24 protein-coding genes are annotated in these 23,414 nt (G+C 66.7%); 14 read left to right on the top strand and 10 right to left on the bottom strand.

The window, feature by feature from the left end; translation table 11 throughout:
- Positions 1–17 precede the first annotated feature (17 nt).
- On the bottom strand, positions 18–266 hold the full coding sequence (locus tag NFH66_RS11985; protein ID WP_349610464.1) for a hypothetical protein: 249 nt from the start codon (positions 264–266) through the stop codon (positions 18–20).
- A gap of 203 nt (positions 267–469) precedes the next feature.
- Positions 470–1,714: a M20/M25/M40 family metallo-hydrolase gene (locus NFH66_RS11980; protein ID WP_349610463.1), complete on the bottom strand. Its 1,245-nt coding sequence runs from the start codon at positions 1,712–1,714 to the stop codon at positions 470–472.
- Positions 1,715–1,911: 197 nt separating this feature from the next.
- Between NFH66_RS11980 and NFH66_RS11975 the strand changes: the two genes are divergently transcribed.
- On the top strand, positions 1,912–2,670 hold the full coding sequence (locus NFH66_RS11975) for a VIT1/CCC1 transporter family protein (protein WP_349610462.1): 759 nt from the start codon (positions 1,912–1,914) through the stop codon (positions 2,668–2,670).
- Between the two features lie 184 nt (positions 2,671–2,854).
- On the opposite strand, the gene NFH66_RS11970 is transcribed toward NFH66_RS11975, so the two are convergent.
- Complete coding sequence (locus NFH66_RS11970) at positions 2,855–3,190, bottom strand: ribbon-helix-helix domain-containing protein (protein WP_349610461.1); 336 nt, start codon at positions 3,188–3,190, stop codon at positions 2,855–2,857.
- A gap of 261 nt (positions 3,191–3,451) precedes the next feature.
- Between NFH66_RS11970 and NFH66_RS11965 the strand changes: the two genes are divergently transcribed.
- The 3 genes from NFH66_RS11965 (at position 3,452) to gloA (ending at position 6,272) form a co-directional block, all read left to right on the top strand.
- Positions 3,452–4,021 (top strand): twin-arginine translocation signal domain-containing protein, encoded by a 570-nt coding sequence (locus NFH66_RS11965; protein WP_349610460.1) that lies wholly within the window; start codon positions 3,452–3,454, stop codon positions 4,019–4,021.
- Between the two features lie 42 nt (positions 4,022–4,063).
- Positions 4,064–5,647, top strand: a complete 1,584-nt coding sequence (locus NFH66_RS11960; protein ID WP_349610459.1) for a GMC family oxidoreductase — start codon at positions 4,064–4,066, stop codon at positions 5,645–5,647.
- Between the two features lie 91 nt (positions 5,648–5,738).
- On the top strand, positions 5,739–6,272 hold the full coding sequence (gene gloA, locus NFH66_RS11955) for a lactoylglutathione lyase (RefSeq protein WP_089681080.1): 534 nt from the start codon (positions 5,739–5,741) through the stop codon (positions 6,270–6,272).
- A gap of 21 nt (positions 6,273–6,293) precedes the next feature.
- On the opposite strand, the gene NFH66_RS11950 is transcribed toward gloA, so the two are convergent.
- Entirely contained in the window at positions 6,294–7,202 is a 909-nt protein-coding gene (locus NFH66_RS11950) for a complex I NDUFA9 subunit family protein (protein WP_349610458.1), read from the bottom strand.
- A 131-nt stretch (positions 7,203–7,333) separates the two neighbouring features.
- Between NFH66_RS11950 and NFH66_RS11945 the strand changes: the two genes are divergently transcribed.
- The 8 genes from NFH66_RS11945 to NFH66_RS11910 all read left to right on the top strand — a co-directional run bounded on the left by NFH66_RS11945 (position 7,334) and on the right by NFH66_RS11910 (position 14,785).
- Positions 7,334–7,675, top strand: a complete 342-nt coding sequence (locus NFH66_RS11945; protein ID WP_349610457.1) for a zinc ribbon domain-containing protein YjdM — start codon at positions 7,334–7,336, stop codon at positions 7,673–7,675.
- Between the two features lie 216 nt (positions 7,676–7,891).
- On the top strand, positions 7,892–8,356 hold the full coding sequence (locus NFH66_RS11940; protein ID WP_349610456.1) for an SUF system Fe-S cluster assembly regulator: 465 nt from the start codon (positions 7,892–7,894) through the stop codon (positions 8,354–8,356).
- Between the two features lie 72 nt (positions 8,357–8,428).
- The gene (gene sufB, locus NFH66_RS11935) at positions 8,429–9,871 is read left to right on the top strand and encodes a Fe-S cluster assembly protein SufB (protein WP_349610455.1); all 1,443 of its coding nucleotides are present in this window, start codon (positions 8,429–8,431) and stop codon (positions 9,869–9,871) included.
- Positions 9,872–9,944: 73 nt separating this feature from the next.
- Entirely contained in the window at positions 9,945–10,697 is a 753-nt protein-coding gene (gene sufC / locus NFH66_RS11930) for a Fe-S cluster assembly ATPase SufC (RefSeq protein ID WP_349610454.1), read from the top strand.
- Positions 10,694–12,055 carry a Fe-S cluster assembly protein SufD gene (gene sufD, locus NFH66_RS11925; protein WP_349610453.1) on the top strand — a complete coding sequence of 454 codons (1,362 nt, stop codon included), beginning with the start codon at positions 10,694–10,696 and terminating at the stop codon, positions 12,053–12,055. Before sufC ends, sufD begins: the two co-directional genes overlap by 4 nt.
- Before the next feature lie 52 nt (positions 12,056–12,107).
- Positions 12,108–13,364 carry a cysteine desulfurase gene (locus NFH66_RS11920; protein WP_349610452.1) on the top strand — a complete coding sequence of 419 codons (1,257 nt, stop codon included), beginning with the start codon at positions 12,108–12,110 and terminating at the stop codon, positions 13,362–13,364.
- Positions 13,365–13,415: 51 nt separating this feature from the next.
- Positions 13,416–13,988 carry a putative Fe-S cluster assembly protein SufT gene (gene sufT, locus NFH66_RS11915; protein WP_349610451.1) on the top strand — a complete coding sequence of 191 codons (573 nt, stop codon included), beginning with the start codon at positions 13,416–13,418 and terminating at the stop codon, positions 13,986–13,988.
- A gap of 71 nt (positions 13,989–14,059) precedes the next feature.
- The gene (locus tag NFH66_RS11910; RefSeq protein ID WP_349610450.1) at positions 14,060–14,785 is read left to right on the top strand and encodes a SanA/YdcF family protein; all 726 of its coding nucleotides are present in this window, start codon (positions 14,060–14,062) and stop codon (positions 14,783–14,785) included.
- 10 nt (positions 14,786–14,795) lie between these two features.
- Here the strand turns inward: NFH66_RS11910 and NFH66_RS11905 are convergent, their stop codons facing one another.
- The 4 genes from NFH66_RS11905 to NFH66_RS11890 all read right to left on the bottom strand — a co-directional run bounded on the left by NFH66_RS11905 (position 14,796) and on the right by NFH66_RS11890 (position 17,778).
- Positions 14,796–15,245 carry a hypothetical protein gene (locus tag NFH66_RS11905; protein ID WP_349610449.1) on the bottom strand — a complete coding sequence of 150 codons (450 nt, stop codon included), beginning with the start codon at positions 15,243–15,245 and terminating at the stop codon, positions 14,796–14,798.
- Positions 15,246–15,357: 112 nt separating this feature from the next.
- Positions 15,358–16,266, bottom strand: a complete 909-nt coding sequence (gene rimK / locus NFH66_RS11900) for a 30S ribosomal protein S6--L-glutamate ligase (protein ID WP_349610448.1) — start codon at positions 16,264–16,266, stop codon at positions 15,358–15,360.
- A 30-nt stretch (positions 16,267–16,296) separates the two neighbouring features.
- On the bottom strand, positions 16,297–16,734 hold the full coding sequence (locus tag NFH66_RS11895; protein ID WP_349611728.1) for an ATP-dependent zinc protease family protein: 438 nt from the start codon (positions 16,732–16,734) through the stop codon (positions 16,297–16,299).
- Positions 16,735–16,758: 24 nt separating this feature from the next.
- Positions 16,759–17,778, bottom strand: a complete 1,020-nt coding sequence (locus NFH66_RS11890; RefSeq protein ID WP_349610447.1) for a DUF3549 family protein — start codon at positions 17,776–17,778, stop codon at positions 16,759–16,761.
- Positions 17,779–18,035: 257 nt separating this feature from the next.
- Between NFH66_RS11890 and NFH66_RS11885 the strand changes: the two genes are divergently transcribed.
- Positions 18,036–18,368 (top strand): YqcC family protein, encoded by a 333-nt coding sequence (locus NFH66_RS11885; protein WP_349610446.1) that lies wholly within the window; start codon positions 18,036–18,038, stop codon positions 18,366–18,368.
- A 95-nt stretch (positions 18,369–18,463) separates the two neighbouring features.
- On the opposite strand, the gene NFH66_RS11880 is transcribed toward NFH66_RS11885, so the two are convergent.
- Positions 18,464–19,102 carry an OmpW/AlkL family protein gene (locus tag NFH66_RS11880; protein ID WP_349610445.1) on the bottom strand — a complete coding sequence of 213 codons (639 nt, stop codon included), beginning with the start codon at positions 19,100–19,102 and terminating at the stop codon, positions 18,464–18,466.
- A gap of 247 nt (positions 19,103–19,349) precedes the next feature.
- Between NFH66_RS11880 and NFH66_RS11875 the strand changes: the two genes are divergently transcribed.
- On the top strand, positions 19,350–19,631 hold the full coding sequence (locus NFH66_RS11875; protein ID WP_349610444.1) for a hypothetical protein: 282 nt from the start codon (positions 19,350–19,352) through the stop codon (positions 19,629–19,631).
- A gap of 93 nt (positions 19,632–19,724) precedes the next feature.
- Here the strand turns inward: NFH66_RS11875 and putA are convergent, their stop codons facing one another.
- Positions 19,725–23,390: a bifunctional proline dehydrogenase/L-glutamate gamma-semialdehyde dehydrogenase PutA gene (putA, locus tag NFH66_RS11870; protein WP_349610443.1), complete on the bottom strand. Its 3,666-nt coding sequence runs from the start codon at positions 23,388–23,390 to the stop codon at positions 19,725–19,727.
- Positions 23,391–23,414: the final 24 nt, after the last annotated feature.

Here is a 23,414-nt window from a genome sequence, read left to right as displayed (position 1 = left end):
TGCGGGTCTGGTGCAGATCAGGCGAAGGCGGGGTGCGGCATGAAGGCCCGCAGGCTTTCCAGGCTCATCACCTTCCAGCCGGTATCGGGCTGGTCGGTCTGAAAACCGATGTCGTAGCCCTGGTCGTCCAGGCGCTCCTGCCAGAATTCCCGGGTCGCCAGGGTCTCGGCCTCGTCGGCGTTGGCCGCGTGGAAGATGCCGCCGCCGAGGTGCTGCTCCTGACCGCGGGGATGGATGGCAAAGACATCGACGAGGAAGGCTTGCATGACGCTCTCACTGATAGGTAACTGTGGATGCCATCATAGCCCCGGCGAAGGCGAATGGAGAGCGAATCCCGATTCCGTTGTGTTACCCCCCATGACGGCGCTGCATCATTCCTCGCCGGCATGATGGATGCCCCAAGTGAGAGGCCCCGCACGCCTGGCGTGTGGGGCCCGTGGGCGGTGTCATGGCAGCCGGCGGGGAGCCTTCAGTCTTGCGGATCGGCCGGTTTCTCGCCGCCACGATGGGTCAGTGGACCGGCCTGATCGAGGCGCGGATGGTGGTCGAGGAACTCGCGCTGCGGATTGGGCAGGGCGTCGAGCGCCTGGAGGCTGCGCGTGATGGCGTGGATCGCCGCCACCACATCCCGGGTGTTGCCGGTCTCCGAGATGGTATGCATGTTGCGAATCGGGAAACCGATGGAGGTGGCCACGCAGTCCACCGCGGCGAGCACGCCGGCCATGCCGTCGGTACCGGTGTCGACGCCGACGACGTCGCGCTGCATGGGAATGGCGTGCTTGCGGGCGGTGCCCTCGATGATGCGGTTGAGCTGCTCGCTGGCGATGGAGCCTACCGACATGGTGAACCCCTTGCCCATCTCCAGCGGCTGCATGCGGCGGTCACCGATGCCGGGTGCGGCGACATAGTCGTGGTTGACGTCCACGGCGATGATGGCATCGGGCTCGAGTTCGCCGGCCAGCACTCGGCTGCCGAAGCGACCGATCTCCTCATAGCTGGCGATGGCGAACATCACCCTGACCTTCTCGGTGCCGCCCGCCTCGGCGATCAGGCGTGCCACCTCGGCGGTGACGAAGCAGCCCAGGCCGTTGTCGAGGTAGGCGCCGTAGAAGGTGTCCGGGCTGAAGCCGTGGCGGATGGGGCGCTCCAGCAGGATGGCGTCGCCGGGACGCACGCCCAGGTTCATCACCTGCTGCTTTTTGTTGTCGCCGTGGATCTGCAGGTCGAGATAGAGCTGCTCCTTCTTGATGCCCTTGCTTCCATCGCGCTGGGCGGGATCGGAAAAGTGGATAGCGCCCAGCGCCTCCACGGTACCACCCTGGATGCGGCGGTAGCTGCCTGGTACCTCCGGGTCCTCGCTGAACAGGGTGACCTCGTGGCCGATCAGGACGTTGGGCAGGAAGGAGTCGCTGTTGATCCAGATCTTGCCATCCTCGCCGATGGAGCGAACCTGCATGCGGATCTTGTCGGCGTGGCCGATGACCATCACCTTGAAGAGGTCATCGCGGCCCGGGTGGGTGTCCAGCACCACGCCGGCGTGGCCCTTGAACTGGTGCAGTTGCCAGCCCGCGAGGGCAAAGCGCTCGAAATAGGGCTTGAGCACGCCATAGGTCATGGCCCCTTCGAGTCCCACAGGGCTCGGTGCGGCGAGGATCTCGCGCATCAGCTCGAACTGCTCCTGGGGCATGGCGGAAGTCCAGGGGGTATCGCTCATTCGTTGCTTCTCCTTGCATGCCGGGCGTCATGACCGGCGCCCGGCGTCGTGGTGGCTATCGAGGCGTGATCAGGCTGGCTACCGGAACGGTATCGCCTCAGCTTACCATGGAGCAGACCCTGCTCTGCAGGGCCGCGCGGCGTTAGCGGTCCTGTCAGCTGGATGGCGATGTCATCAATCAGAGGGAGGGAATCAGCATGCAAGGGCACAAGCGTGGCGACCTGGAGGCGGAGCATCACCCGGAGGCGATTCGCCGACGACTGCAGGGTGGCAATACCGGGCAGAGTCTCCCCGACGCCATCCTTGGTGGCATCGATGGCTGCGTGACTACCTTCGCGGTGGTCTCCGGAGCCTTCGGTGCCGGCTTCTCGGCCACGGTGGCGCTGGTGCTGGGTTTCGCCAACCTGCTGGCCGACGGCTTCAGCATGGCGATCAGCAACTATGAGGCGATCAACGCCCAGCGCGAGCATATCGACGGGGTGCGCCGCGACGAGCACTTGCATATCGACGTGATCCCCGACGGCGAGCGCGAGGAGGTCCGCCAGATATTTATCGCCAAGGGCTTCGCGGGGGAGACCCTGGAGCGGGTGGTGGAGACCATCTGCAGCGACCGCGAGCTGTGGGTGGAGACCATGCTGCGCGAGGAGCACGGCCTGCAGACCGAGGGATTGAGCCCCCTGCGCTCCGGGCTTACGACCTTCGTTGCCTTCCTGGTGGTGGGCGCGGTGCCGCTGCTGCCCTATACGGTGCCGGGCCTGACCACCGATGCCCAGTTCCTGACCAGCCTTGCGCTCGCCGGACTGATGTTCTTCCTGATCGGCATGGGCAAGAGCCTGGTCTACCACCAGCCGGTGCTGGCCTCCGGGGTGCGCACCTTGCTGATGGGTGGGGCCGCGGCGGGGCTGGCCTTCCTGACCGGGCACCTGGCTCAGGCGCTATTCGGCGTCAGCGTGTGATGGCTTGAAGCGGAGCGAGGCGAAGCCCCGGCGCTGGGCTAGACATGCTTGATGCCGCCAGTCCGCCAGGTCGTTTCGCCGACCGCGAGGCGACCTCCTACCCAGTAGGTTGTCAGGCGTTAGGCGTGCATCGAGCGTGGCGGGATACCCAAGCTCAACAACGATAACCGCTGCCGGGTCGAGCTCAAGTGAATGACACCCCGGTCGCAGGTCGCCGGTCGGAGAGCGGCAAGGCTCGGGCGCAGTGGGCCACTGGTTCGGCACGAATGTGCAGATGCACCGCGCAGGCCACCCGCAGCATGGAAGCGAGATTGGGTACCGCTCCCTTGGTTGCCATGACCTCGCCATAGAGCTCGCTGATGAACCGTCCGGTAGACAGTTGCTGGTCGTGGGCCAGCTGGTCGAGGATCTCCCAGAACTCGTTTTCAAGTCGGACGCTGGTCACGCTTCCCTGAAGGCGCACCGAGCGGGTGGTGCACTCGTAGCGTTCCGGCTCGGTAGATGCGTAGACGTGGCACATGATTTTTCTCTTTAATTCATTTCGCTCACTGGCATGGGCCGCGCAGCGGCACCCTGCCGAGATGGCCCCACTCTGACATTGAGGCCTGTGGTAGTCCTTTAGCATTAGACCATCGTCGATGTAGTACCCCATTGTTACCTGGTGAGGTGCTGCTGACTCTATTCTCACTTCAGGTGTCCGCTTCCGCCGGTCACCCGATGACAATAAAAGCGTGGTGCGCGATTCCTGTGATCGTCGCATCCCAACCTGGAGAGGTCAGCCATGCGTTCACCCACCCTGTCACGCCGCGTCTTCCTCAAGGGAAGCGGAGGAGTCCTAGCCGGCACCCTGGCCTTTACCGCAGGACCAATTGCGCTGCTCGCCCCTTCGCGGAGCTGGGCCATGCCTCTCGACACCCTCAGCACTCGCCAGGGTGATGTGCTGCTGGGGGTCGCCAAGCAGATGTTCCCCCATCCGGGTCTTGAAGATGCTGTCTACGCCCACGTGGTGAAGAGTCTCGATCGCAAGTCGGCCAAGGGTGCCATGCTTGGCATCCTCCACGATGGCATCGTCGAGCTCGACCGGTCTGCCGGCGGAGACTGGCTCGCGCTGAATGATGCCGCACGACTCGAGCATTTGGCTCCCTTGGCCGGCACGCCCTTCTTCGAAACCATCCGTGGCGATGCCGTTGTTTCACTTTACGACAACCCCCTGGCTTTCGCCCACTTCGGTTATCAAGGGGCCGAGGGCGACGGCGGTTATCTGACCAAGGGGTTCAATGACCTCAACTGGCTGCCCGATCCTCCCCAGCCCCAGGGTGGCTATCTGCCATTCGAGGAACCGACGGCCTGACGCGGACCAGAACAACAACATATCGTATGTGGAGGCGCCAAGATGGCAATGACCGATAACCAGAAGACTTTTGCCCATGACGATGACAGCGTCGTTGTCGTGATCGGGTCTGGGGCCGGGGGCGGTACCCTGGCCAACGAACTTGCTCAGCAGGGTATCGATGTGGTGGTGCTGGAAGCCGGTGCGCTGCACACCACCGCGGACTTCCTTGCCGATGAGTGGGCCTCTTTTGCGCAGCTTGCTTGGCTCGACACCCGCACCACTTCCGGCAGTTGGCGACTCGCCAAGGACTTTCCGAACCTGCCGGCCTGGATTGTCAAGGCAGTAGGTGGGACCACGGTTCACTGGGCAGGAGCGAGCCTTCGCTTCCAGCCTCATGAATTTGCGGCTCTCTCGACCTATGGGGACGTCGCGGGGGCCAACCTGCTCGACTGGCCACTCACCTATGACGACCTGGCATCCTATTATGACCGTGCTGAACAGCGCATGGGGGTGACCCGCACTAACGACAACAAGGGGCTGCCTGGCAACAACAACTTCAAGGTGATGTACAACGGAGCGAAGAACCTAGGCTACTCATGCAACACCGGGCACATGGCCATCAACAGCGCGCCCCGCGATGGACGTGCTGCCTGCCAACAGCGGGGCTTCTGTTTCCAGGGCTGCAAAACCGGCGCCAAGTGGTCGACTCTCTATACCGAACTGCCAGAAGGGATTGCGACCGGCCACCTGGAGCTTCGTCCCGAGTCCCATGTGGCACGCATCGAGCACGATGATAGTGGCAAGGTCACGGCGGTGGTCTACTTCGATGCCGACGGCAACGAGCAGCGGCAGAAGGCGCGGTTGGTGGCAGTGGCCGGCAACTCCATCGAAACGCCGCGCCTGCTGCTCAACTCGGCGAGCACGATGTTCCCCGAGGGACTTGCCAACGGCTCCGGCCAGGTGGGACGCAACTACATGCGCCACATGACTGGCTCGGTATACGCCACCTTCGACGAGCCCGTGCACATGTATCGCGGTACCACCATGGCCGGCATCATCGCCGATGAGTCACGACACGATCCTGAGCGGGGATTCGTGGGCGGCTACGAAATGGAAACACTGTCGCTGGGTCTTCCGTTTATGGCGGCCTTCTTCGACCCCGGTGCCTGGGGACCGCGCTTCACCGGCGCGCTCGACCAGTACGAGAACATGGCCGGCATGTGGCTGGTGGGTGAAGACCTGCCTCAGGAGAGCAACCGCGTGACCCTAAACCCTGACGTCACCGACCGCTACGGGTTGCCCGTGGCCAATGTCCACTACGACGATCATCCCAACGATATCGCCATGCGCGAGCACGGCTACCGCCAGGGGGCCGAGCTATACCGCTCGGTGGGGGCTCGGGACATCTACGAGGTGCCACCTTACCCCTCGACCCATAACCTGGGCACCTGCCGGATGAGCGAGCGCCCCGAGGACGGCGTCTGCAACGGGTTCGGACAGGCTCACGAGATCCCCAATCTGTTCATATCGGACGGCAGTCAGTTCACCACCTCGGCGGCGGAGAACCCCACCCTGACTATTGTCTCCCTGGCGATCCGTCAGGCGGAGTATATCGGGGAACTGATGCAGCGCGGCGCTGTCTGACCCCTTCGCCCCCGGCCGAGGCCGGAGGCGCCTTTTCGCAGAATGCTTCCTATTGGCAGCACGATTTCGAGCTACACGGCAAGGAGATCCCATGAGTTTCACCGGTGAACAATACCCCGGAGTAAAGGCCCCCACCTCCGACTCCGATGGCTTCCGCCTCAACCACACCATGCTCAGGGTCAAGGACCCCGAGAAGGCGCTCGCTTTCTACACTCGGGTGTTCGGCATGCGCGTCATGCGTCGCCTCGACTTCGAGGAGATGCAATTCTCGCTCTACTTCCTGGCCCGTCCGGAGGCCGGCGAGGCGGTACCGGAGGAGAGCGGCGAGCGTACCGTCTGGACCTTTAGCCAGCGTGGCCTGCTGGAGTTGACCCACAACTGGGGCACCGAGAACCAGGAGGGGCGCATCTATCACGATGGCAATGCCGAGCCTCAGGGCTTCGGCCACATCTGCTTCAGCGTCCCGGACCTCGAGGCCGCCGAGGCGTGGTTCGACGCCAACGATGTCGAGTTCGTCAAGCGCTCCGACCAGGGTAAGATGAAGAACGTGGTCTTCGTGAAGGACGTCGACGGCTACTGGATCGAGGTGGTCCAGGCGGATCGCCTGGCGGCACTGGGCGACTGACGCCGTTCCGGCGCGCCTGGCCTAGCCACCCCCAAGGCAGCGCGGCAGGCTGTCGTGCAGGGTGCGGGGCACGATGCCGAGGTCGGCGAAGCTGCCGGCGTCCGGATCGGCCAGGTTGTCGCGCTGCATCAGCCACACCTGGTCGCGAGTGAGCGGCGGCGACGGCAGCGGGGCGAGCAGGGCGGCGACGAGGTGCCAGGCGAGAAAGGGTAGCGGCAGTAGTCGTGGGCGACGCTCGAGCTGCGCCGCGACTCGCTCGACCAGTTGGCGGTAGCTGAGCACCTCGGGACCTCCCAGCTCGAACAGTCGGCGCGCGACGGGCCGCGAGGCCGTCAGGCGTACCGCCGCGCGGGCCACGTCGTCCACATGGACCGGCTGCAGGCGGGTCGTGCCGCGGCCGAACAGCGGCACCAGCGGGAGGCGCACCAGCCGGACCAGGCCGGCCAGCAGGGCGTCATCGGGGCCAAACAGCACTCCTGGGCGCAGCAGGATCGCCTTCGGCATGGCCTCGATCACGGCCTCCTCGCCGCTGGCGCGGGCACGCACGTAGGCGGAAGGGGAGTCGCTGCTGGCCCCGATACCGGAAACGTGCACCAGCCGTTCGAGGCCGGCGTCACGGGCGAGCCTCGCCAGCCGCCCGGCCCCCGCCACATGGATCGCCTCGAAGGTCAGGCCCGAACGCCGGCGCTCCACATAGAGGCTCACCGCATTGATCGCCGCCGCGCTGCCCGCGAGGGCGGTGGCCACCTGGGATTCGTCGCGGAGGTCGCATGCCACCGCCTCGACGTGATCGCCGGGCTCCAGCCACTCGGGAAGCCTCGGGTGGCGCGCGGCGATGCGCACCGGCCGGCCCGCCTCCACCAGCTCGCGCACGATGGCGCGGCCGAGGAAGCCGGTGCCGCCGAAAACCGTGGTCGGGCCCTCCTGCATGCTGTTTCCTTTTCACCGATGGGGAGCGTCAATCCTGCCAGGCCGGGCCGCACCCGTCATGTGTCGGCTGGAGACCCGGCGCGGCGCGGTGTACGCTTGGCGGCTTTCCGCTATCTCGTCAGGAGCCCGTCATGAGCGATCTTCCCGTCTGTCCCGCCTGTGCCTCCCCCTATACCTATGAGGACGGTATCCAGTATGTCTGCCCCGAGTGCGGCCACGAGTGGTCAGGGGATGCCGGCGTCGGGAGCGATGACGACACGCTTCAGGTACGCGATGCCAACGGCAACCTGCTGGCCGACGGCGACACCGTGACCGTGATCAAGGACCTCAAGGTCAAGGGCACCTCCCTGGTGGTGAAGGTGGGCACCAAGGTGAAGGGCATCCGCCTGGTGGAGGGTGACCACGATATCGACTGCAAGGTCGAGGGTGTCGGTCCCATGAAGCTGAAGTCTGCGTTCGTAAAGAAGGCGTGAGAGACGAGGGCGAGCCTCGGGATACGGCCTTCCGCTAGTTGATGCAAATGGTAATGATAGTCGTTGTTAGTGCTAATTGCGTCCATCGTGTCGCCAACTCTCCACTTCGGCACGGAAAGCATGCCGCGGGCTTCACATCGAATTCATATAGGACTAAAATGGTCCGCAATTGAGGCACGGCATTTCGCCGGGCCGCTCGTCCTCAGGAGGCTCGTCATGCTCAAGCTCTCGCGGCTGACCGACTACGCCGCCGTGGTGATGGCCCAGATCGCGCGTCATCCCGAGCAGCCCCAGGCGGCAGCCGAGCTCGCCGAGGCCGTACAACTCCCGCATCCCACCGTCAGCAAGACGTTGAAGATGCTGGTCAAGGCGGGGCTGCTGGAGTCACGCCGTGGTGCCCAGGGGGGGTACTCCCTGGCGCGGCCCGCCTTCGAGATCACCGCCATCGACATCATCACCGCCATCGAGGGGCCGGTGGCGATGACCGAATGTAGTCACGCCGAAGGCGACTGCGATCTGGCCGCCACCTGTGGGGTGGCCGATAACTGGCAGCGTGTTTCGCTGGGTGTGCGCGCCCTGCTCGGTAGTGTGACCCTGGCCCATCTGGCCAGTACCGTGCCGATCAAGCTGCCGGTCCAGCTGCCCATCCAGAGCGTGAGCCTGGCCGCCGACACGGCCTGAGCCACTCAAGTTTCATCGGATTCAATCGGCGAGCCTGTCTCGCCGGCCCAACCGCCCGGGAGGGGAGAGATCATGGCAAGTCAGGAAATGGAACAGCTGGTCCGTCGCGACTACAAGGAAGGCTTCGTGACCGACATCGAGAGCGACACGTTGCCGCCCGGCCTCGACGAGGACACTATCGCCTTCATCTCGAACAAGAAGGGCGAGCCGGAGTGGATGCTCGAGTGGCGCCTCAAGGCCTACCGTGCCTGGCTGAAGATGACGCCGCCCTCCTGGGCGCATCTCGACTATCCTCCCATCGACTACCAGTCGATCTCCTACTTCAGTGCCCCCAAGCGCCCCGAGGATCGCCCCCAGAGCCTCGACGAGGTCGACCCCAAGCTGCTCGAGACCTACGAGAAGCTGGGTATCCCGTTGCATGAGCGGGCCGCCCTGGCCGGCGTGGCGGTGGACGCGGTGTTCGACTCCGTCTCGGTGGCGACCACTTTCAAGGAGAAACTCGGCGAAGCCGGTGTGATCTTCTGCTCCATCTCCGAGGCGGTGAGGGAGCACCCGGAGCTGGTCAAGCAGTACCTGGGCAGCGTGGTTCCCCAGACCGACAACTACTTCGCGGCCCTCAATTCCGCGGTGTTTACCGATGGGTCGTTCGTCTTCGTGCCCAAGGGCGTGACCTGCCCCATGGAGCTCTCCACCTATTTCCGCATCAACGCCGAGAATACCGGCCAGTTCGAGCGCACCCTGATCATCTGCGAGGAGGGTGCCCAGGTCTCCTACCTGGAGGGTTGCACGGCGCCGATGCGTGACGAGAACCAGCTGCATGCCGCGGTGGTCGAGCTGGTGGCGCTGGACGACTCCTACATCAAGTACTCCACCGTGCAGAACTGGTATCCCGGCGACGAGGATGGCAAGGGCGGCATCTACAACTTCGTCACCAAGCGCGGCGACTGCCGCGGCGACCGCTCGCGGATCAGCTGGACCCAGGTCGAGACCGGCTCCGCCATCACCTGGAAGTACCCCTCCTGCATGCTGCGTGGCCGCGACAGCAAGGGCGAGTTCTATTCGGTGGCGGTGACCAACGGCCGTCAGCAGGCCGATACCGGCACCAAGATGATCCATATCGGCGAGGGGAGTCGCTCCAGCATCATCTCCAAGGGGATCTCCGCCGGCCGCAGCAACCAGTCCTACCGTGGCCTGGTGAAGATCGGCCCGCGGGCCAAGGGGGCGCGCAACTTCACCCAGTGCGACTCGCTGCTGATCGGCGACAAATGCGGCGCTCACACCTTTCCCTACCAGGAGATCGGCAACAGCACCGCCACCGTGGAGCATGAGGCCACCACCTCCAAGATCGGCGAGGACCAGCTGTTCTACTGCCAGAGCCGCGGCATCTCCGAGGAGGATGCGGTGAGCATGATCGTCAACGGCTTCTGCAAGGATGTCTTCCAGGAGCTGCCCATGGAGTTTGCCGTCGAGGCCGAGGCGCTGCTCAGGGTGACCCTCGAGGGCTCCGTGGGCTGAGTCGCCGTCCAGGCAATGAATTCACCGTGTCGGGCCGCGGTGGCGGCCCGCCCGAACCGAAAAGGTAATCACGATGCTCGAAGTCAAGGATCTGCACGTCACGGTCGAGGGCAAGGAAATCCTCAAGGGCCTCACCCTGACCATCAACGCCGGTGAGGTGCACGCCATCATGGGCCCCAACGGTGCTGGCAAGTCCACCCTCTCCTCGGTGATCGCCGGCAAGGAAGGCTACGAGGTCACCTCGGGCTCCATCTCCTACGAGGGCCAGGACGTGCTGGAGATGGCGGTCGAGGAGCGCGCCCAGGCTGGCCTGCTGCTGGGCTTCCAGCACCCCGTCGAGATCCCCGGGGTGAAGAACATCTACCTGCTCAAGTCGGCGCTCAACGCCCAGCGGGAGGCCCGCGGCGAGGGTGAGATGCCTGCCCCGGAGTTTCTCAAGCTGATCAAGGAGAAGATCGCCCAGATGCAGATGGACGCCAGCTTCCTGCAGCGCTCCGTCAACGAGGGCTTCTCCGGCGGCGAGAAGAAGCGCAACGAGATCCTGCAGATGCTGGTACTGCAGCCGAAGCTTGCCATGCTCGACGAGATCGACTCCGGCCTCGACATCGACGCCCTGCGCGTGGTGGCCGACGGCGTCAACTCGCTGCGTGACGAGAAGCGCGCCATCCTGCTGGTGACCCACTATCAGCGCCTGCTCGACTACATCGTGCCGGATTACGTGCACGTGCTGATCGACGGCCGTATCGCCAAGAGCGGCGACGCGGAGCTGGCTCGCGAGCTCGAAACCCGTGGCTATGACTGGGTGCTGGAGGAGTCTGCCGCATGAGTGAAGAGACACAGCGTTTTCTCGACCGTCTGGCCGAGTTCCGCGCCGGTCGCCTCGAGACGAGAGGACAGGAGCCGACCTGGATCGCCGCACGGCGCCAGGCCGGTGAGGCTCGCTTCGAGGCGATGGGGTTCCCCACGCGCCGCGACGAGGCGTGGAAATACACCGACGTGCGCGCCATCGCCCGGGGCGACTTTGCCCTGGCCGGCGATGCCGAGTTCTCCCAGGCCAGCGCGGCGGCCCTGACCCTGCCCATCGATGCGTATCGCCTGACCTTCGTCGATGGCGTCTTCGCCCCGGCCTTGTCGCGTTTCGATGACCTGCCGGAAGGCGTCTCCCTGCAGCCGCTCTCGGCGGCCCTGGCCGAGAATCACGAGGCGGTGGGTGGCCCACTGGGCCGTCTCACCGGGGTCGAGTTCTCACCCTTCTCGGCCCTCAATACCGCCTTCATGGAAGAGGGGGCCGTACTGCGCCTGGCGCCGGGCACGGTGGTGGAGAAGCCGATCATCCTGCAGTTCCTGTCCAGGAACGGGGAGCGGCCGGTGATGAGCCATCCGCGCATCCTGGTGCAGGCCGGCGGGCGCAGCCAGACGACCCTGGTCGAGCACCATGTGGGCGAGGAGGGTGCCGCCAACTTCACCAACCTGGTGGAGGAGGTGATCCTCGAGCGCAACGCCATCCTCACCCACTACAAGTTGCAGGAGGCGCCGCTGTCCGACCTGCACGTGGCCTCCATCCATGTCGAGCAGGCCCGCGACAGTCGCTATACCTCGTTCAACCTGAACCTGGGGGGTGCCCTGGTGCGCACCGACCTGATCAGTGAACTCAATGGCGAGAACGCCACCTGCGACTTCTACGGCTTGTTCTACGGCCAGGGTCGCCAGCATGTCGACAGCCATACCCTGGCCAACCACAACGCGCCCCATACTTTCTCCAACGAGAACTACAAGGGCATCCTCGACGATCGCGCCCATGGCGTGTTCAACGGCAAGGTGGTGGTCAAGCGCGATAGCCAGAAGATCGAGGGCTTCCAGAGCAACGCCAACCTGCTGCTCTCCGACCGCGCCGAGATCGATGCCAAGCCCGAGCTCGAGATCTACGCCGACGACGTCAAGTGCTCGCATGGCACCACCACAGGCCAGCTCGACGAGGAGGCGATCTACACCCTGCGCAGCCGCGGCATCGATCGCCAGACCGCCCGCGGGCTGCTGACCCTGGCCTTCGCCGGAGAGGTGCTGGAGCAGGTGGGCCTGGACGCCATCGCCGAGCGCGTGGAGCTCGCCGTGGCCGGCAAGCTGCCCGAGCGCTTCAACCTGGCCGGGCTGGTGGAAGCCGCCGTGGCCTTGGGTGATGAATAGGGTGATGAGTAAGGATGATGAGCGACCACGCCATCCTGAGGAGGAGCCTGCCATGACTGACCTGGCCACTCGCGCCCCCGCGACCCCGACCCTGGACGTCGCGGCGGTCCGCGCCGACTTCCCGATCCTGTCCCGCCAGGTGCATGGCAGGCCGCTGGTCTATCTCGACAATGCGGCCACCAGCCAGACCCCGCGCCAGGTGATCGCGGCGTTCGACGCCTACTACGGCGGCTACAATGCCAACATCCACCGCGGCCTGCACACCCTGGCCGACGAGGCCACCGCCGCTTTCGAGGGTACCCGGGAGACGGTGCGTGGCTTCCTCAACGCCGCCGAGACCCGCGAGATCATCTTTACCCGCGGCACCACCGAGGCGATCAACCTGGTGGCCCACAGCTGGGGGCGGTCCAACCTCAAGGCCGGCGACGAGGTGCTGATCTCGCGGCTGGAGCACCATTCCAATATCGTGCCCTGGCAGCTGCTGGCCCGCGAGTTGGGCTTCACCATCAAGGTGATCCCGGTGGACGAGCGCGGCGTGCTGGACCTCGACGCCTACCGTGCGCTCTTCACCGAGCGCACCCGGCTGGTGGCGGTCAACCACGTCTCCAATGCCTTCGGTACCGTCAACCCGGTCAAGGCCATGGCGGCCATCGCCCACGCCCACGGGGCGCGTATCCTGGTCGACGGTGCCCAGGCCGTGCCGCACCAGGTGGTGGACGTGCGCGACATCGATGCCGACTTCTACGCCTTCTCCGGTCACAAGGTCTATGGCCCCACCGGGATCGGGGTGCTCTACGGCAGGGCCGAGCTCCTCGAGGCGATGCCGCCCTGGCAGGGCGGCGGCGAGATGATCGCCACGGTCTCCTTCGAGGCCGGTACCACCTTCGCCGAGCTCCCCCATAAGTTCGAGGCGGGCACCCCGGCCATCGCCGAGGTGGTCGCCCTGGGCGATGCCCTGAAGTGGGTAGCCGGTGTGGGCCTCGACGCCATTGGCGCCTGGGAGGGGCGGCTGCTGGCCCACGCCACCGAGCGAGTCTCTACCATCGATGGCCTGCGCATCCTGGGTACTGCCCCGGACAAGGCGGGGGTGCTCTCCTTCGCGGTCGACGGTGCCCATGCCCAGGACATCGGGCTGTTGATCGACCAGCTTGGGGTGGCGATCCGCACCGGTCACCACTGTGCCCAGCCGCTGCTCGCTCACTTCGGCGTGGACGCCACCTGCCGGGCATCGTTCGCCGCCTACAACACCCTGGAAGAGGTCGACGTCTTCGCCGAGGCCCTCACGCGCGTCATCGGCATGGTCAGGTAACCACGTCGGGTAAGCCCCGGCCGGCCAGGGAGCCGCCAGAAAAGGAACGCCATGAGCGATATCGAGCAGATAGCGAGCCTCCACAAGGGGCAGGAGCTGCCCCTGCAGCGCGACGTGGAGGTGATCTCCATTCCCTTCGGCAAGACCGTGACCCTTGCCGAGGACAGCGTGGTCAGCGTGATGCAGGCCAAGGGCAGTACGGTCAGTGTCGGCTACGAGGGGCGCCTCTACCTGATCGAGGGGGCGAACCTCGATGCCCTGGGCCTCGAGGCGCTGCCGCGTCCGACCCTGCCCGAAAATGCCTCCGACGAGGAGATCGAGCAGTTCGTGTGGGACCAGCTGCGCACCTGTTTCGACCCGGAAATTCCTGTCAATATCGTCGACCTGGGGCTGGTCTACGGCTGTCGCCTCGAGCGGCTGATCAGCGGCGAGCGCATCGTCACCATCCGCATGACGCTGACCGCGCCGGGCTGCGGCATGGGCGACGTGATCGCCGCCGATGCACGCAACAAGATCCTCGGTGCCCCCCAGGTCAGCAAGGTGCATACCGAGATCGTCTTCGATCCGCCCTGGAGCCGTGAGATGATGAGCGACGAGGCCAAGCTCGAGCTCGGCATGTTCTAGCGACTCGTGTTCGAGGCCTCCCCGGGGTGTCGGCCGGGGCGCGCCGGGTGCACAGGGAACGGGAGATGCCGATGAGGCGGGCAGCGTGGCGGGTCCTTCGGGCACTGCTGGTGGCACTGGGCACGGCGGTGTTGCTGGCGGCGCTGTTGCTGCTGGCCACCAACTTCTGGGTGCTGGGCCAGACTCGTGAACGCATCGCGCATGAGCTGCCGCTGTGTCGTGTCGAGCGGGTGGGTATCGTGTTCGGCACCTCCCACTGGACCCGCAGCGGCGTCCGCAATCCCTACTTCGAGGCGCGCATGAGCGCCTCGGCGCAGTTATTGCGCCTGGGCCGGGTCGACCACCTGCTGCTCTCCGGCGACAATCGCACCCTCTCCTACAACGAACCCATCACCATGTGGCGAGACCTGCGCGGCCGCGAGGTGCCCGAGGCCGCCATGACGCTGGACTACGCCGGCTTCAGTACCTTCGATACCCTGGCCCGGGCGCGGGAGGTGTTCGGCGTGGAGCGTGCGCTGTTGATTACCCAGGCCTGGCACCTGCCACGGGCGCTGTTCATCGCCGAGGCGCTGGGCATCGAGGCCCATGGCTGCGCGGTGTCGTCACACCGGATCAAGGGACAGTGGCGTCTGGCGGCGCGGGAGTGGGTGGCGCGACTGGCCACCCTGGGAGATCTCTACCTGTGGGGGCGCGAGCCCCACTTCCTGGGGCCCCGGGAGCCGCTGGAGATCGTGCCGCAGGCCATGCAGCGGGGCTGGGCCATCGACACGCCGGGGCCGCTAGCAGAGCGGCGCTGAGCGGGAGTCCTCAGCGCCGCCTGGTATGGCTCTTCTGCAGGGCATAGAGCTCGCGGATCAGCACCCGGCAGCTCTTCCAGCACTCCTCTACCTTGGGCTCCAGGGCATCGGGCAGCGGGTGGGTCATCAGGTTGGAGAGGGCCTGCATCAGCACCCGCTCCTGTTCCAGCAGCTCGCCGATCACCACCTGGCTCTCGTTGCCGACGAAGCTCTTCAGCCGGCTCCACAGCCACATATAGTCGTCACGTTCGACGTCGGCGTCCCGGGGCAGCATGCTCAAATGGTCGCGGACCAGCCCCTGTAGCTCGCTGATGGATTGGCGTCGCGCCTCATAGTGCGGCTTCAGCGAGTCGCGCAGCGAGGGTCGCAGACGCTCCAGGTTGTCCTGGAAGTAGTCGATGCTGTCGGCCAGCGCTTCCAGCACGTTGTCCATCGCCACCTGGCGATTGTCGAGAAACATGAGCGGTCACCCCCTTTGGTGACGCAGATTGTGACGGGGAAAACACTGTTTTGCTACCCCCGTGAATGGATCCACTGATGCCTATTGGGCCAGGGTGTTGCCGATACTGCAATTACCCCTTGGGCCTAGGCGGTGCCTTGCGGGCCGGCGCAGCGTTCTTCTCCAGATGCTCGATGATCAGCCCGGCGATATCCTTGCCGGTGGCGCTTTCGATGCCTTGCAGGCCGGGCGAGGAGTTGACCTCCATGATCACCGGGCCGTGGTTGGAGCGCAATAGGTCGACCCCGGCCACACGCAGGCCCATGGCCTTGGCGGCACGGATCGCCGTGGAGCGCTCCTCGGGAGTGATGCGGATCACGCTGGCGGTGCCGCCGCGATGGAGGTTGGAGCGAAACTCGCCCTCGGCGGCCTGACGCTTCATCGCCGCCACCACCTTGTCACCGATCACGAGGCAGCGGATATCGGCGCCGCGGGCCTCCTTGATGTACTCCTGGACCATGATATTGGCCTTCATGCCCATGAAGGCCTGGATCACGCTCTCCGCTGCCTGGTTGGTCTCGGCCAGCACCACGCCGATGCCCTGAGTACCCTCGAGCAGCTTGATCACCAGCGGCGCGCCGCGGACCATGGTGATCAGGTCGGGGATATCGTCCGGCGAGTGGGCGAAGCCGGTGATTGGCAGTCCCAGGCCCTTGCGCGACAGCAGCTGCAGCGAGCGCAGCTTGTCCCGCGAGCGGCTGATGGCCACCGAGTCATTGAGCACATAGGTGCCCATCATCTCGAACTGGCGCAGCACCGCGCAGCCGTAGAAGGTTACCGAGGCGCCGATGCGCGGGACCACCGCGTCGAAAGGTTCCAGCTCCTCCCCCTTGTAGTGGATCGAGGGGTTGTGGGCGGCGATGCTCATGTAGCAGCGCAGGGTGTCGACCACCCGGGCGGTGTGGCCGCGTGCCTCAGCAGCCTCCACCAGGCGCCGCGTGGAGTAGAGGTTGCGATTGCGTGACAGCAGCGCGATATGCATCGAGTAGCTCCGGGTCGATAGCCGGTCGGTTCAAGGTTCGCCGTGCAGGAAGGCGGCGCCGGGTGCCACCAGCAGGCGGCGCAGGGCGCGGCGGCCCAGCAGCATGGGGTGGCGCATCTCGCGCCGGTCGGTCAGGGACAGCTCCACCTGGTACGAAAGCGAGCCGAGGCGCATGGGCGTGCGGATCACGTAGCGCCACTCCGCCAGTCCGTTGGAGCTGCGCACCTTGCGGCGATCGTGGAGATGCATGCGGAACACATGGGGGGGCGTCTCCGGGCCACCGCTGCGCGTGGTGAAGCTGACCCACAGGTGGCCGTCCTCCTCGAAGGACTCGATGTCCTCGGCGTGTAGCGCCGAGGTGCGTGCCCCGGTATCCGCCTTGGCGCACAGCACGAGGTGCATCTCTGGCAGCGAGACCATCTCGCGGCGGCCGATCACCGCCTTGGGGGTATAGGGCAGTTCCTTCATCATCGTCATGGTTGGTTCTCGCCTTCAGCGCGTCAAGGCCGCGAGCCGCCGGCCGATGGGCGAGTCGGCGGGCGCCTCGCGCAGGATCATCAGCACCGGCAGTCGCAGCCTGGGAATCAGGGCCAGGTCGCGGGCCACTCTCATGAAGTCTGCCTGCTCGCAGCAGGCCAGGCGTTCCAGATAGCGCGGCAGCCGCTGGCCATCCTCGAGGAGGGACCAGCCGCGCGCGGCGATGGCCGCCAGCAGGTCGGGGCCACAGGCGTGGGTATCGTCCAGCAGGCTGTCGAACCAGGCGCCGGCGGCCTCGCTACCCGACGCGGCGCGCACGCAGGCACACAGTCCTTCCACGTCGCCCGCGGCCGCTGCCGCCTCGCCCCGGGCGCGCAGCGCCGCGGCCAGTTCGGCGTCGATGGCCACATGCTCCAGGCAGTAGCATAGTGAGGTGAGCACCTCGTGGGGGAGCTCGGGCAGGATCACGGCCAGCTGATGGCGCTCCTCGCCGCCCATGCGTACCGCAAAGTCGGCCAGGCCCTGGAGCCCCAGCGCCTGCCAGTCCAGGGCCTGCTGGCCGCTCAGGTAGGCCTCCACCGGCTCCAGGTGCTGGCTGGCCGAGCGGCCCAGGTCACGACTGGCGCGGGCATGGAGCATGGCCTGGAAGGGCAGCGAGGGGGTGAACGCCAGGGGGTTGTCCTTCATCAGGTTATCCACCACCGCGCCGTCCTCGCGACCGACGTTGGCCACGCTGTGGCCCAGGGTCTCGAGCAGCCGCTGCACGAAGGCATCGCGGGATGCCGGGTCGAGGCGGCCCTGTTCGTCCAGGGGCAGGGCCAGGAACCAGATCAGCGGGTCGGGCATGTCGCCCAGGCGAAAGACCAGGCCCAGCCGCGCCTGGCCCTGCCAGGGGGCCGGCCAGGGCGACTCATCGGCCTCCAGGGCCGCCAGGGTCGCCATCTCGCAGGGCTCGACGCGCCGGCCCAGGTGGTAGAGCTGCACCTCGGCACCGCTGTGCACGAAGAAGTCGTGAAGGGTGTGGATGGGTTGCATGGCATCTCCGCTTGTCAGAGCGTGCACTCTACCGCGGCTCCGGTGGGCTGTCAGTAGGTTCGCCGAGGTTCCCGGGGCAATGGTCAAATCTTGATCGGGAGTCGCGATTGCCCATGGCATCGGTGCTGGCGGACTCTTTCCAGCGGTTATCCACAGCCCCGTTCACGGAAACTGTGAATGGGGCAGGGCCGGGTGATGGGTGGTCACTCGCCGCCGAGAGCGTGATAATGGCGCCACACGCCAATGGAGTTTGCCCGATGACGGTTCACGACGAGCTCGACCAGGCCCTGCGCCGGCTCGAGGCGACCATGAAGGCCGCCAACCTGTGGCGCATGGAGACGCCCGATCCCGCGGCGTTCGACAGTCAGCAGCCGTTCTGCCTCGATACCATGGTACTGCCCCAGTGGCTGCGCTTCGTGTTCATCGCGCGCCTCGATGCCCTGGTGGAGCAGCGCGCCGCGCTGCCGGCTCGCTGTGATGTGGCGCCGGCCCTGGAGGCTTTCCTGGCCCAGCAAGGAGTGCGTGCCAGCGACCGCCTGCTGTTGCGTCAGGCGGTGGAAGAGATCGACCGCCTGGTCACCGAGAACTGAACCGCGACGCGGTGGTGGGCTCGGCGGGTCGCCGGGCCATGACGCAGCGGGGCCCGCCAATGGCGGGCCCCGCTGCGTTCGGTGTCAGGCGTGGATCAGAACCGGTAGCTGATGCCACCCATCACCACCACCGGGTCGATCTCGACCTTGCCGGCATCGGCGCCGCCGACCTTGGCGTCGGTGTCGATATCCATATACCAGACCGCGCCGTTGAGGGCCCAGTGGTCGTCGATCAGCAGGTCGACACCGAGCTGGCCGGCGGCGCCCCAGGAGTCATCCAGCTCGAGGCTGACCCCAGGGATCTTGGTTTCTTCGTCGGAGAAGCGGGTGTAGTTGACGCCCACACCGACATAGGGCTGCACATAGGCGTCGGTGCCGCCCAGCGGGTAGTACTGTAGGGTCAGGGTCGGCGGCAGGTGCTCGGTGGAGGCGAGGTTGGCGCCGTTCAGCTCGATGTCGTGGTCGAAGGGTTCGGCGGCCAGCAGCTCCACGCCCACCTTGTCGGTGAAGCGGTAGCCCAGGGTAAAGGCGAAGGCGCTATCGTCCTGAACGTCCGTTTCCAGAACGCCAAGACCCGTATCCAGCTTCCCGTTATCGCTCTTGGGCGCGACCTTGGCCACGCCGACCCGGGTGAAGAAGTCGCCGGCACCGTAGGCGAAGGCCTGGGTGCTGGCGGTGAGGGCGGCGGCGGCCACGCCGGCGGCGATCAGGGGGGAGAGGGCACTCTTGCGCATGGTTTCGGCTCCTGCTGGATCGGCTGCGGCACAACGCCGCAAGGAAAGATAAGTTCAGTTTAACCGCAGTATTCGGTGGTGAAATTGATCCAGCGCAAGGGAATAATGCGGTGCGGCGAACTGCCACCCCGGTGTTGCCCTTGGCGTGAGGCTCGCCCTTCGTGATGCGTCGTCGCCTGGCGACAGGTCGCCGAACTCGTCACTATCGGCTTCACTTACGGAGGGACGAACCACTGGAGGAGTCGGAATGGGAGACGCGAGCCCGCGGGACGAGAGCCGACTGACCCTGCTGGGGCTGCTGCTGGCCGCCGGCCTGGCGGTGTGGCTGCTGCTCGAGCCGCAACTGATCGCCACCCTGCCCATGTCGCTGCGGCTGCCGCTGATCCTGTTGGGGGTCGCCACCCTGGGGGCGGCCTTCGCCGCGCCGCTGGCGATGGAAAGGGTTCGGCGAGTGCCGTCGCCCGCCTGGCGGCTAGGGGCCCTGGTCGCCTTCACCCTGCTGCTCGCGGGGCGGTCGCTCTCGGGGTAGTCCGGCACGCCGAGAAACGCAGCGGGCCGCCCGAGGGCGGCCCGCTGGTGGGTGAGGGGCAGGCGAGGGCCTGCCCTGTCGGTGTGCCCCCCGCTACTCGGCCGTCGCCAGCAGGCTGGCGTTGCCGCCGGCGGCGGTGGTGTCGATGCACAGGTGGCGCTCCACCACGTAGCGCGCCGGGGCGATGACCTGGGTCTCCAGGGGCACGATGGCCCCCGCGCGTTCGGCCAGCGCCATGCGCAGTGCGCGGGACCAGTCGCTGGTGCCGGCCGCGGCGACGCTGGCGATGCCCTCAAGCTCGGTCAGCGTCTCGGCGGCCACGCTGCCGTCGAGGCCGGCCACCGGCGTCCCCGCCTCGACCAGCGGCCGCACGGCCTGGCTCGCCCCCGGGGCGACCACCAGCGCCGGGGAACCGCAGCCCAGTGCCTGCACCGCCTGGGCGATGGCGATCTCCAGCGTCGGCCCGAGGCACAGCACCATGCCCTTGGGGTACATCGACAGGCGGTTGCTCTCCCCGGTGGGTCCGGGCAGCGTCTGGGGCGTCATGTCCAGCGCCGCGGTCTCGGCCAGCGCCTTGCGAATCACCCCACCCTTGCCGGAGAGCGCCCGGCGCAGCACCTCGACGCGATCGGGGCGCGCCGCCCAGTTGCGTGCATCCAGCCCATCCAGCGCCGCCTGCAGCGCCTCGCGGCCCACGGCGTCGCCCTCGGGGGGCGCCAGGCGCTCCTCCCGGGCGGTGCGCCGGAAGCGGTTGACGTAGAGCGGCCCGCCCGCCTTGGGCCCGGTGCCCGAGAGCCCTTCGCCGCCGAAGGGCTGGGAGCCGACGATGGCACCGATCTGGTTGCGGTTGACGTAGATGTTACCGACATGGATGCGTGCGACGATCTGCTGCACCCGGTCGTCGATGCGGGTGTGCAGGCCGAAGGTGAGGCCGTAGCCGCGATCGTTGATGGCATCGACCACCCTGTCGATGTCGCGCGCCTTGAAGGTGGCCACGTGCAGCACCGGGCCGAAGATCTCGCGCTCGAGCTCCTCGATCCCGCCGACCTCGACCACGGCCGGGGTGACGAAGGTGCCGACATCTGGTGCGGGCAGTTTCTTCAACACCTTGCCGGCCTTTTCCTTCTCTGCCACATAGGCGGTGATGTCGGCCTGGGCCTCGGCGTCGATCACCGGTGAGACGTCGGTGTCGGTGTTCCAGGGATCCCCGATGGTCAGCACGTCCATGGCGCCGTCGAGCATGTGCAGCAAGCGCTCGCGCGCCTCCTCCTGGACGTAGAGCATGCGCAGCGCCGAGCAGCGCTGGCCGGCCGACTGGAAGGAGGAGATCAGGATGTCGCGCACCGCCTGCTCGGTGAGTGCCGTGGAGTCCACGATCATGGCGTTCAGGCCGCCGGTCTCGGCGATCAGGATGGCATCCGGCCCGGCGTTCCGGGCCAGGGTCTTGTGAATGATCTGTGCCACCTCGGTGGAGCCGGTGAAACAGACCCCGGCGAGGCGCGGGTCGCCGGTCAGGGGCGCGCCCACGTTCGGTCCGTCGCCGGGCAGCAGCTGCAGCGCCGCCTCGGGCAGGCCCGCCTCGCGCATCAGCTCGACGGCGCGCGCGGCGATCAGCGGTGTCTGCTCGGCGGGCTTGGCGAGCACCGCATTGCCGGCCGCCAGGGCCGCGGCGACCTGCCCGGTGAAGATGGCCAGCGGGAAGTTCCAGGGGCTGATACAGACGAAGATGCCGCGGGCGTTGCCGGGCTCCTCCTCCTCGAGCCGCTCGGCCTCGTTGGCGTAGTAGCGCAGGAAGTCGACCGCCTCGCGCACCTCGGCGATGCCATCGAAGAGCATCTTGCCCGCCTCGCGGGTGCAGATCACCGTTAGCTCGGCAATATGCGCCTCGTAGAGGTCGGCGGTGCGGCGCAGCACCTGGGCGCGGTCGGCCACGGGCGTGGCCGACCACTCCTTGAAGCCTGCCTCGGCAGCGTCGAGGGCGGCCGTCACCTCCTCCGGCGTGGCCTCATGCACCTGGCCGACGATCCGGCCGCTGTCGGCGGGGGAGAGGGCGTCACGCGCCTTGCCCTTGGGCGCGGGGCTGCCAGCCAGCATGGGACCGGCGCTCCAGGTAGCGTCGGCGAACGCCTCGCGGGCCTTGAGCAGCGGCAGGATGGAGGCGGGCTCGTTGACCCGGTAGCCGAGGGAGTTCTTCCGGTCGGGGGCAAACAGCTCGCCGGGCTGGCGGATCATGGGGCTTGAGATGGTGTCGCCCAGCTCGAGCAGGCCAGCCACCGGGTCCCTGGCCACCTCGCTCGGGGGGATCGAGTCGTCCACCACCTGGTTGACGAACGAGGAGTTCGCCCCGTTCTCCAGCAGGCGGCGCACCAGGTAGGCGAGCAGGTCGCGGTGGGCCCCCACCGGGGCGTAGATGCGGCAGTGGGTGCCCTCGGTCTCCTTGACGATGTGGTGCAGCGACTCGCCCATGCCGTGCAGTCGCTGGAACTCGTAGCTGTCCTTGTCGTTACCCGCCATGGCCACGATGGCGGCGCAGGTGTGGGCGTTGTGGGTGGCGAACTGCGGGTAGATGCGGTCGCGCCGCTCGAGCAGCAGCCGCGCACAGGCCATGTAGCTGACGTCGGTGTTGACCTTGCGGGTGAAGACCGGGAAGGTCTCGACGCCCATCTCCTGGGCCAGCTTGATCTCGGAGTCCCAGTAGGCGCCCTTGACCAGGCGCACCATGATCTTGCGGTCGTAGCGCTCGGCGAGGTCGTAGAGCGCCTCGATCACCGGGGCGGCGCGGCGGCCGTAGGCCTGTACCACGATCCCGAAGCCGTCCCAGCCGTCGAGGCCGGGATCGGCCATCAGCGCCTCGATCACGTCCAGCGAGAGGTCCAGGCGGTCCTGCTCCTCGGCATCGATGTTGAAGCCGATGTTGGCCTTCGCGGCCTGTTGCACCAGCGCCCTGGTGCGAGGCACCAGGACCTCCATCACGGTCTCGCGGTGGGTGGTCTCGTAGCGCGGATGCAGCGCGGAGAGCTTTACCGAGATGCCGGGGCTACCGCGCACGTCGCCCTTGGCCTGCTTGGCGATCGCCTCGATCGCCGCGGCGTAGGCCTGGTGGTAACGCAGCGCATCCTCGTCGGTGCGCGCCGCCTCGCCGAGCATGTCATAGGAGTAGGTGTAGCCCTGTTTCTCGAGGTCGCGGGCGTTCTTCAGGCCCTCCTCGATGGTCTGGCCGAGTACGAACTGGCGGCCGAGGATGCGCATCGACTGGGCCACCGCGGTACGCACCACGGGCTCACCCATGCGGCGCACCAGGCCGCGCAGCGCGCGCACCGGCCCCTTGGGATCGTCGTCGAGCACCTTGCCGGTCAGCATCAGCGCCCAGGTCGAGGCGTTGACCATCGATGACGCAGACTTGCCCAGGTGGGCGCCCCAGTCCGACGGCTCGATCTTGTCGTGGATCAGGTCGTCGATGGTCTCGGCATCGGGCACCCGCAGCAGGGCCTCGGCCAGGCACATCAGGCCGACGCCCTCGGCGGTGGAGAGCCCGTACTCGGCCAGGAACGCCTCCATCATCGAGGGGGAGGTCTCCTTGCGCACGCGGGCCACGTAGCCAGCGCCGGCCTCGGCGATCCGGTGGCGCTCCTCCGCGGAGAGCCGGAGCTGCTCCAGCAGCCCCTTCAGCACACTGGCCTCATCGATTGAATAGTGATCGCGGATACGCGCACGGAGGGCGCTTTCGACCTGCTGAGAAGCCGGGTTGGCGTGGTTCATGGTTGCTCTCTCCTGCATGTGGCC

Origin of the sequence: Halomonas sp. H10-9-1, from assembly GCF_040147005.1 — a bacterium.
In the GTDB taxonomy this organism is placed as follows: domain Bacteria; phylum Pseudomonadota; class Gammaproteobacteria; order Pseudomonadales; family Halomonadaceae; genus Halomonas.
The sequence above is the reverse complement of the archived record's forward strand: the minus strand, read 5'-3'. Positions and strand labels throughout refer to the sequence as shown.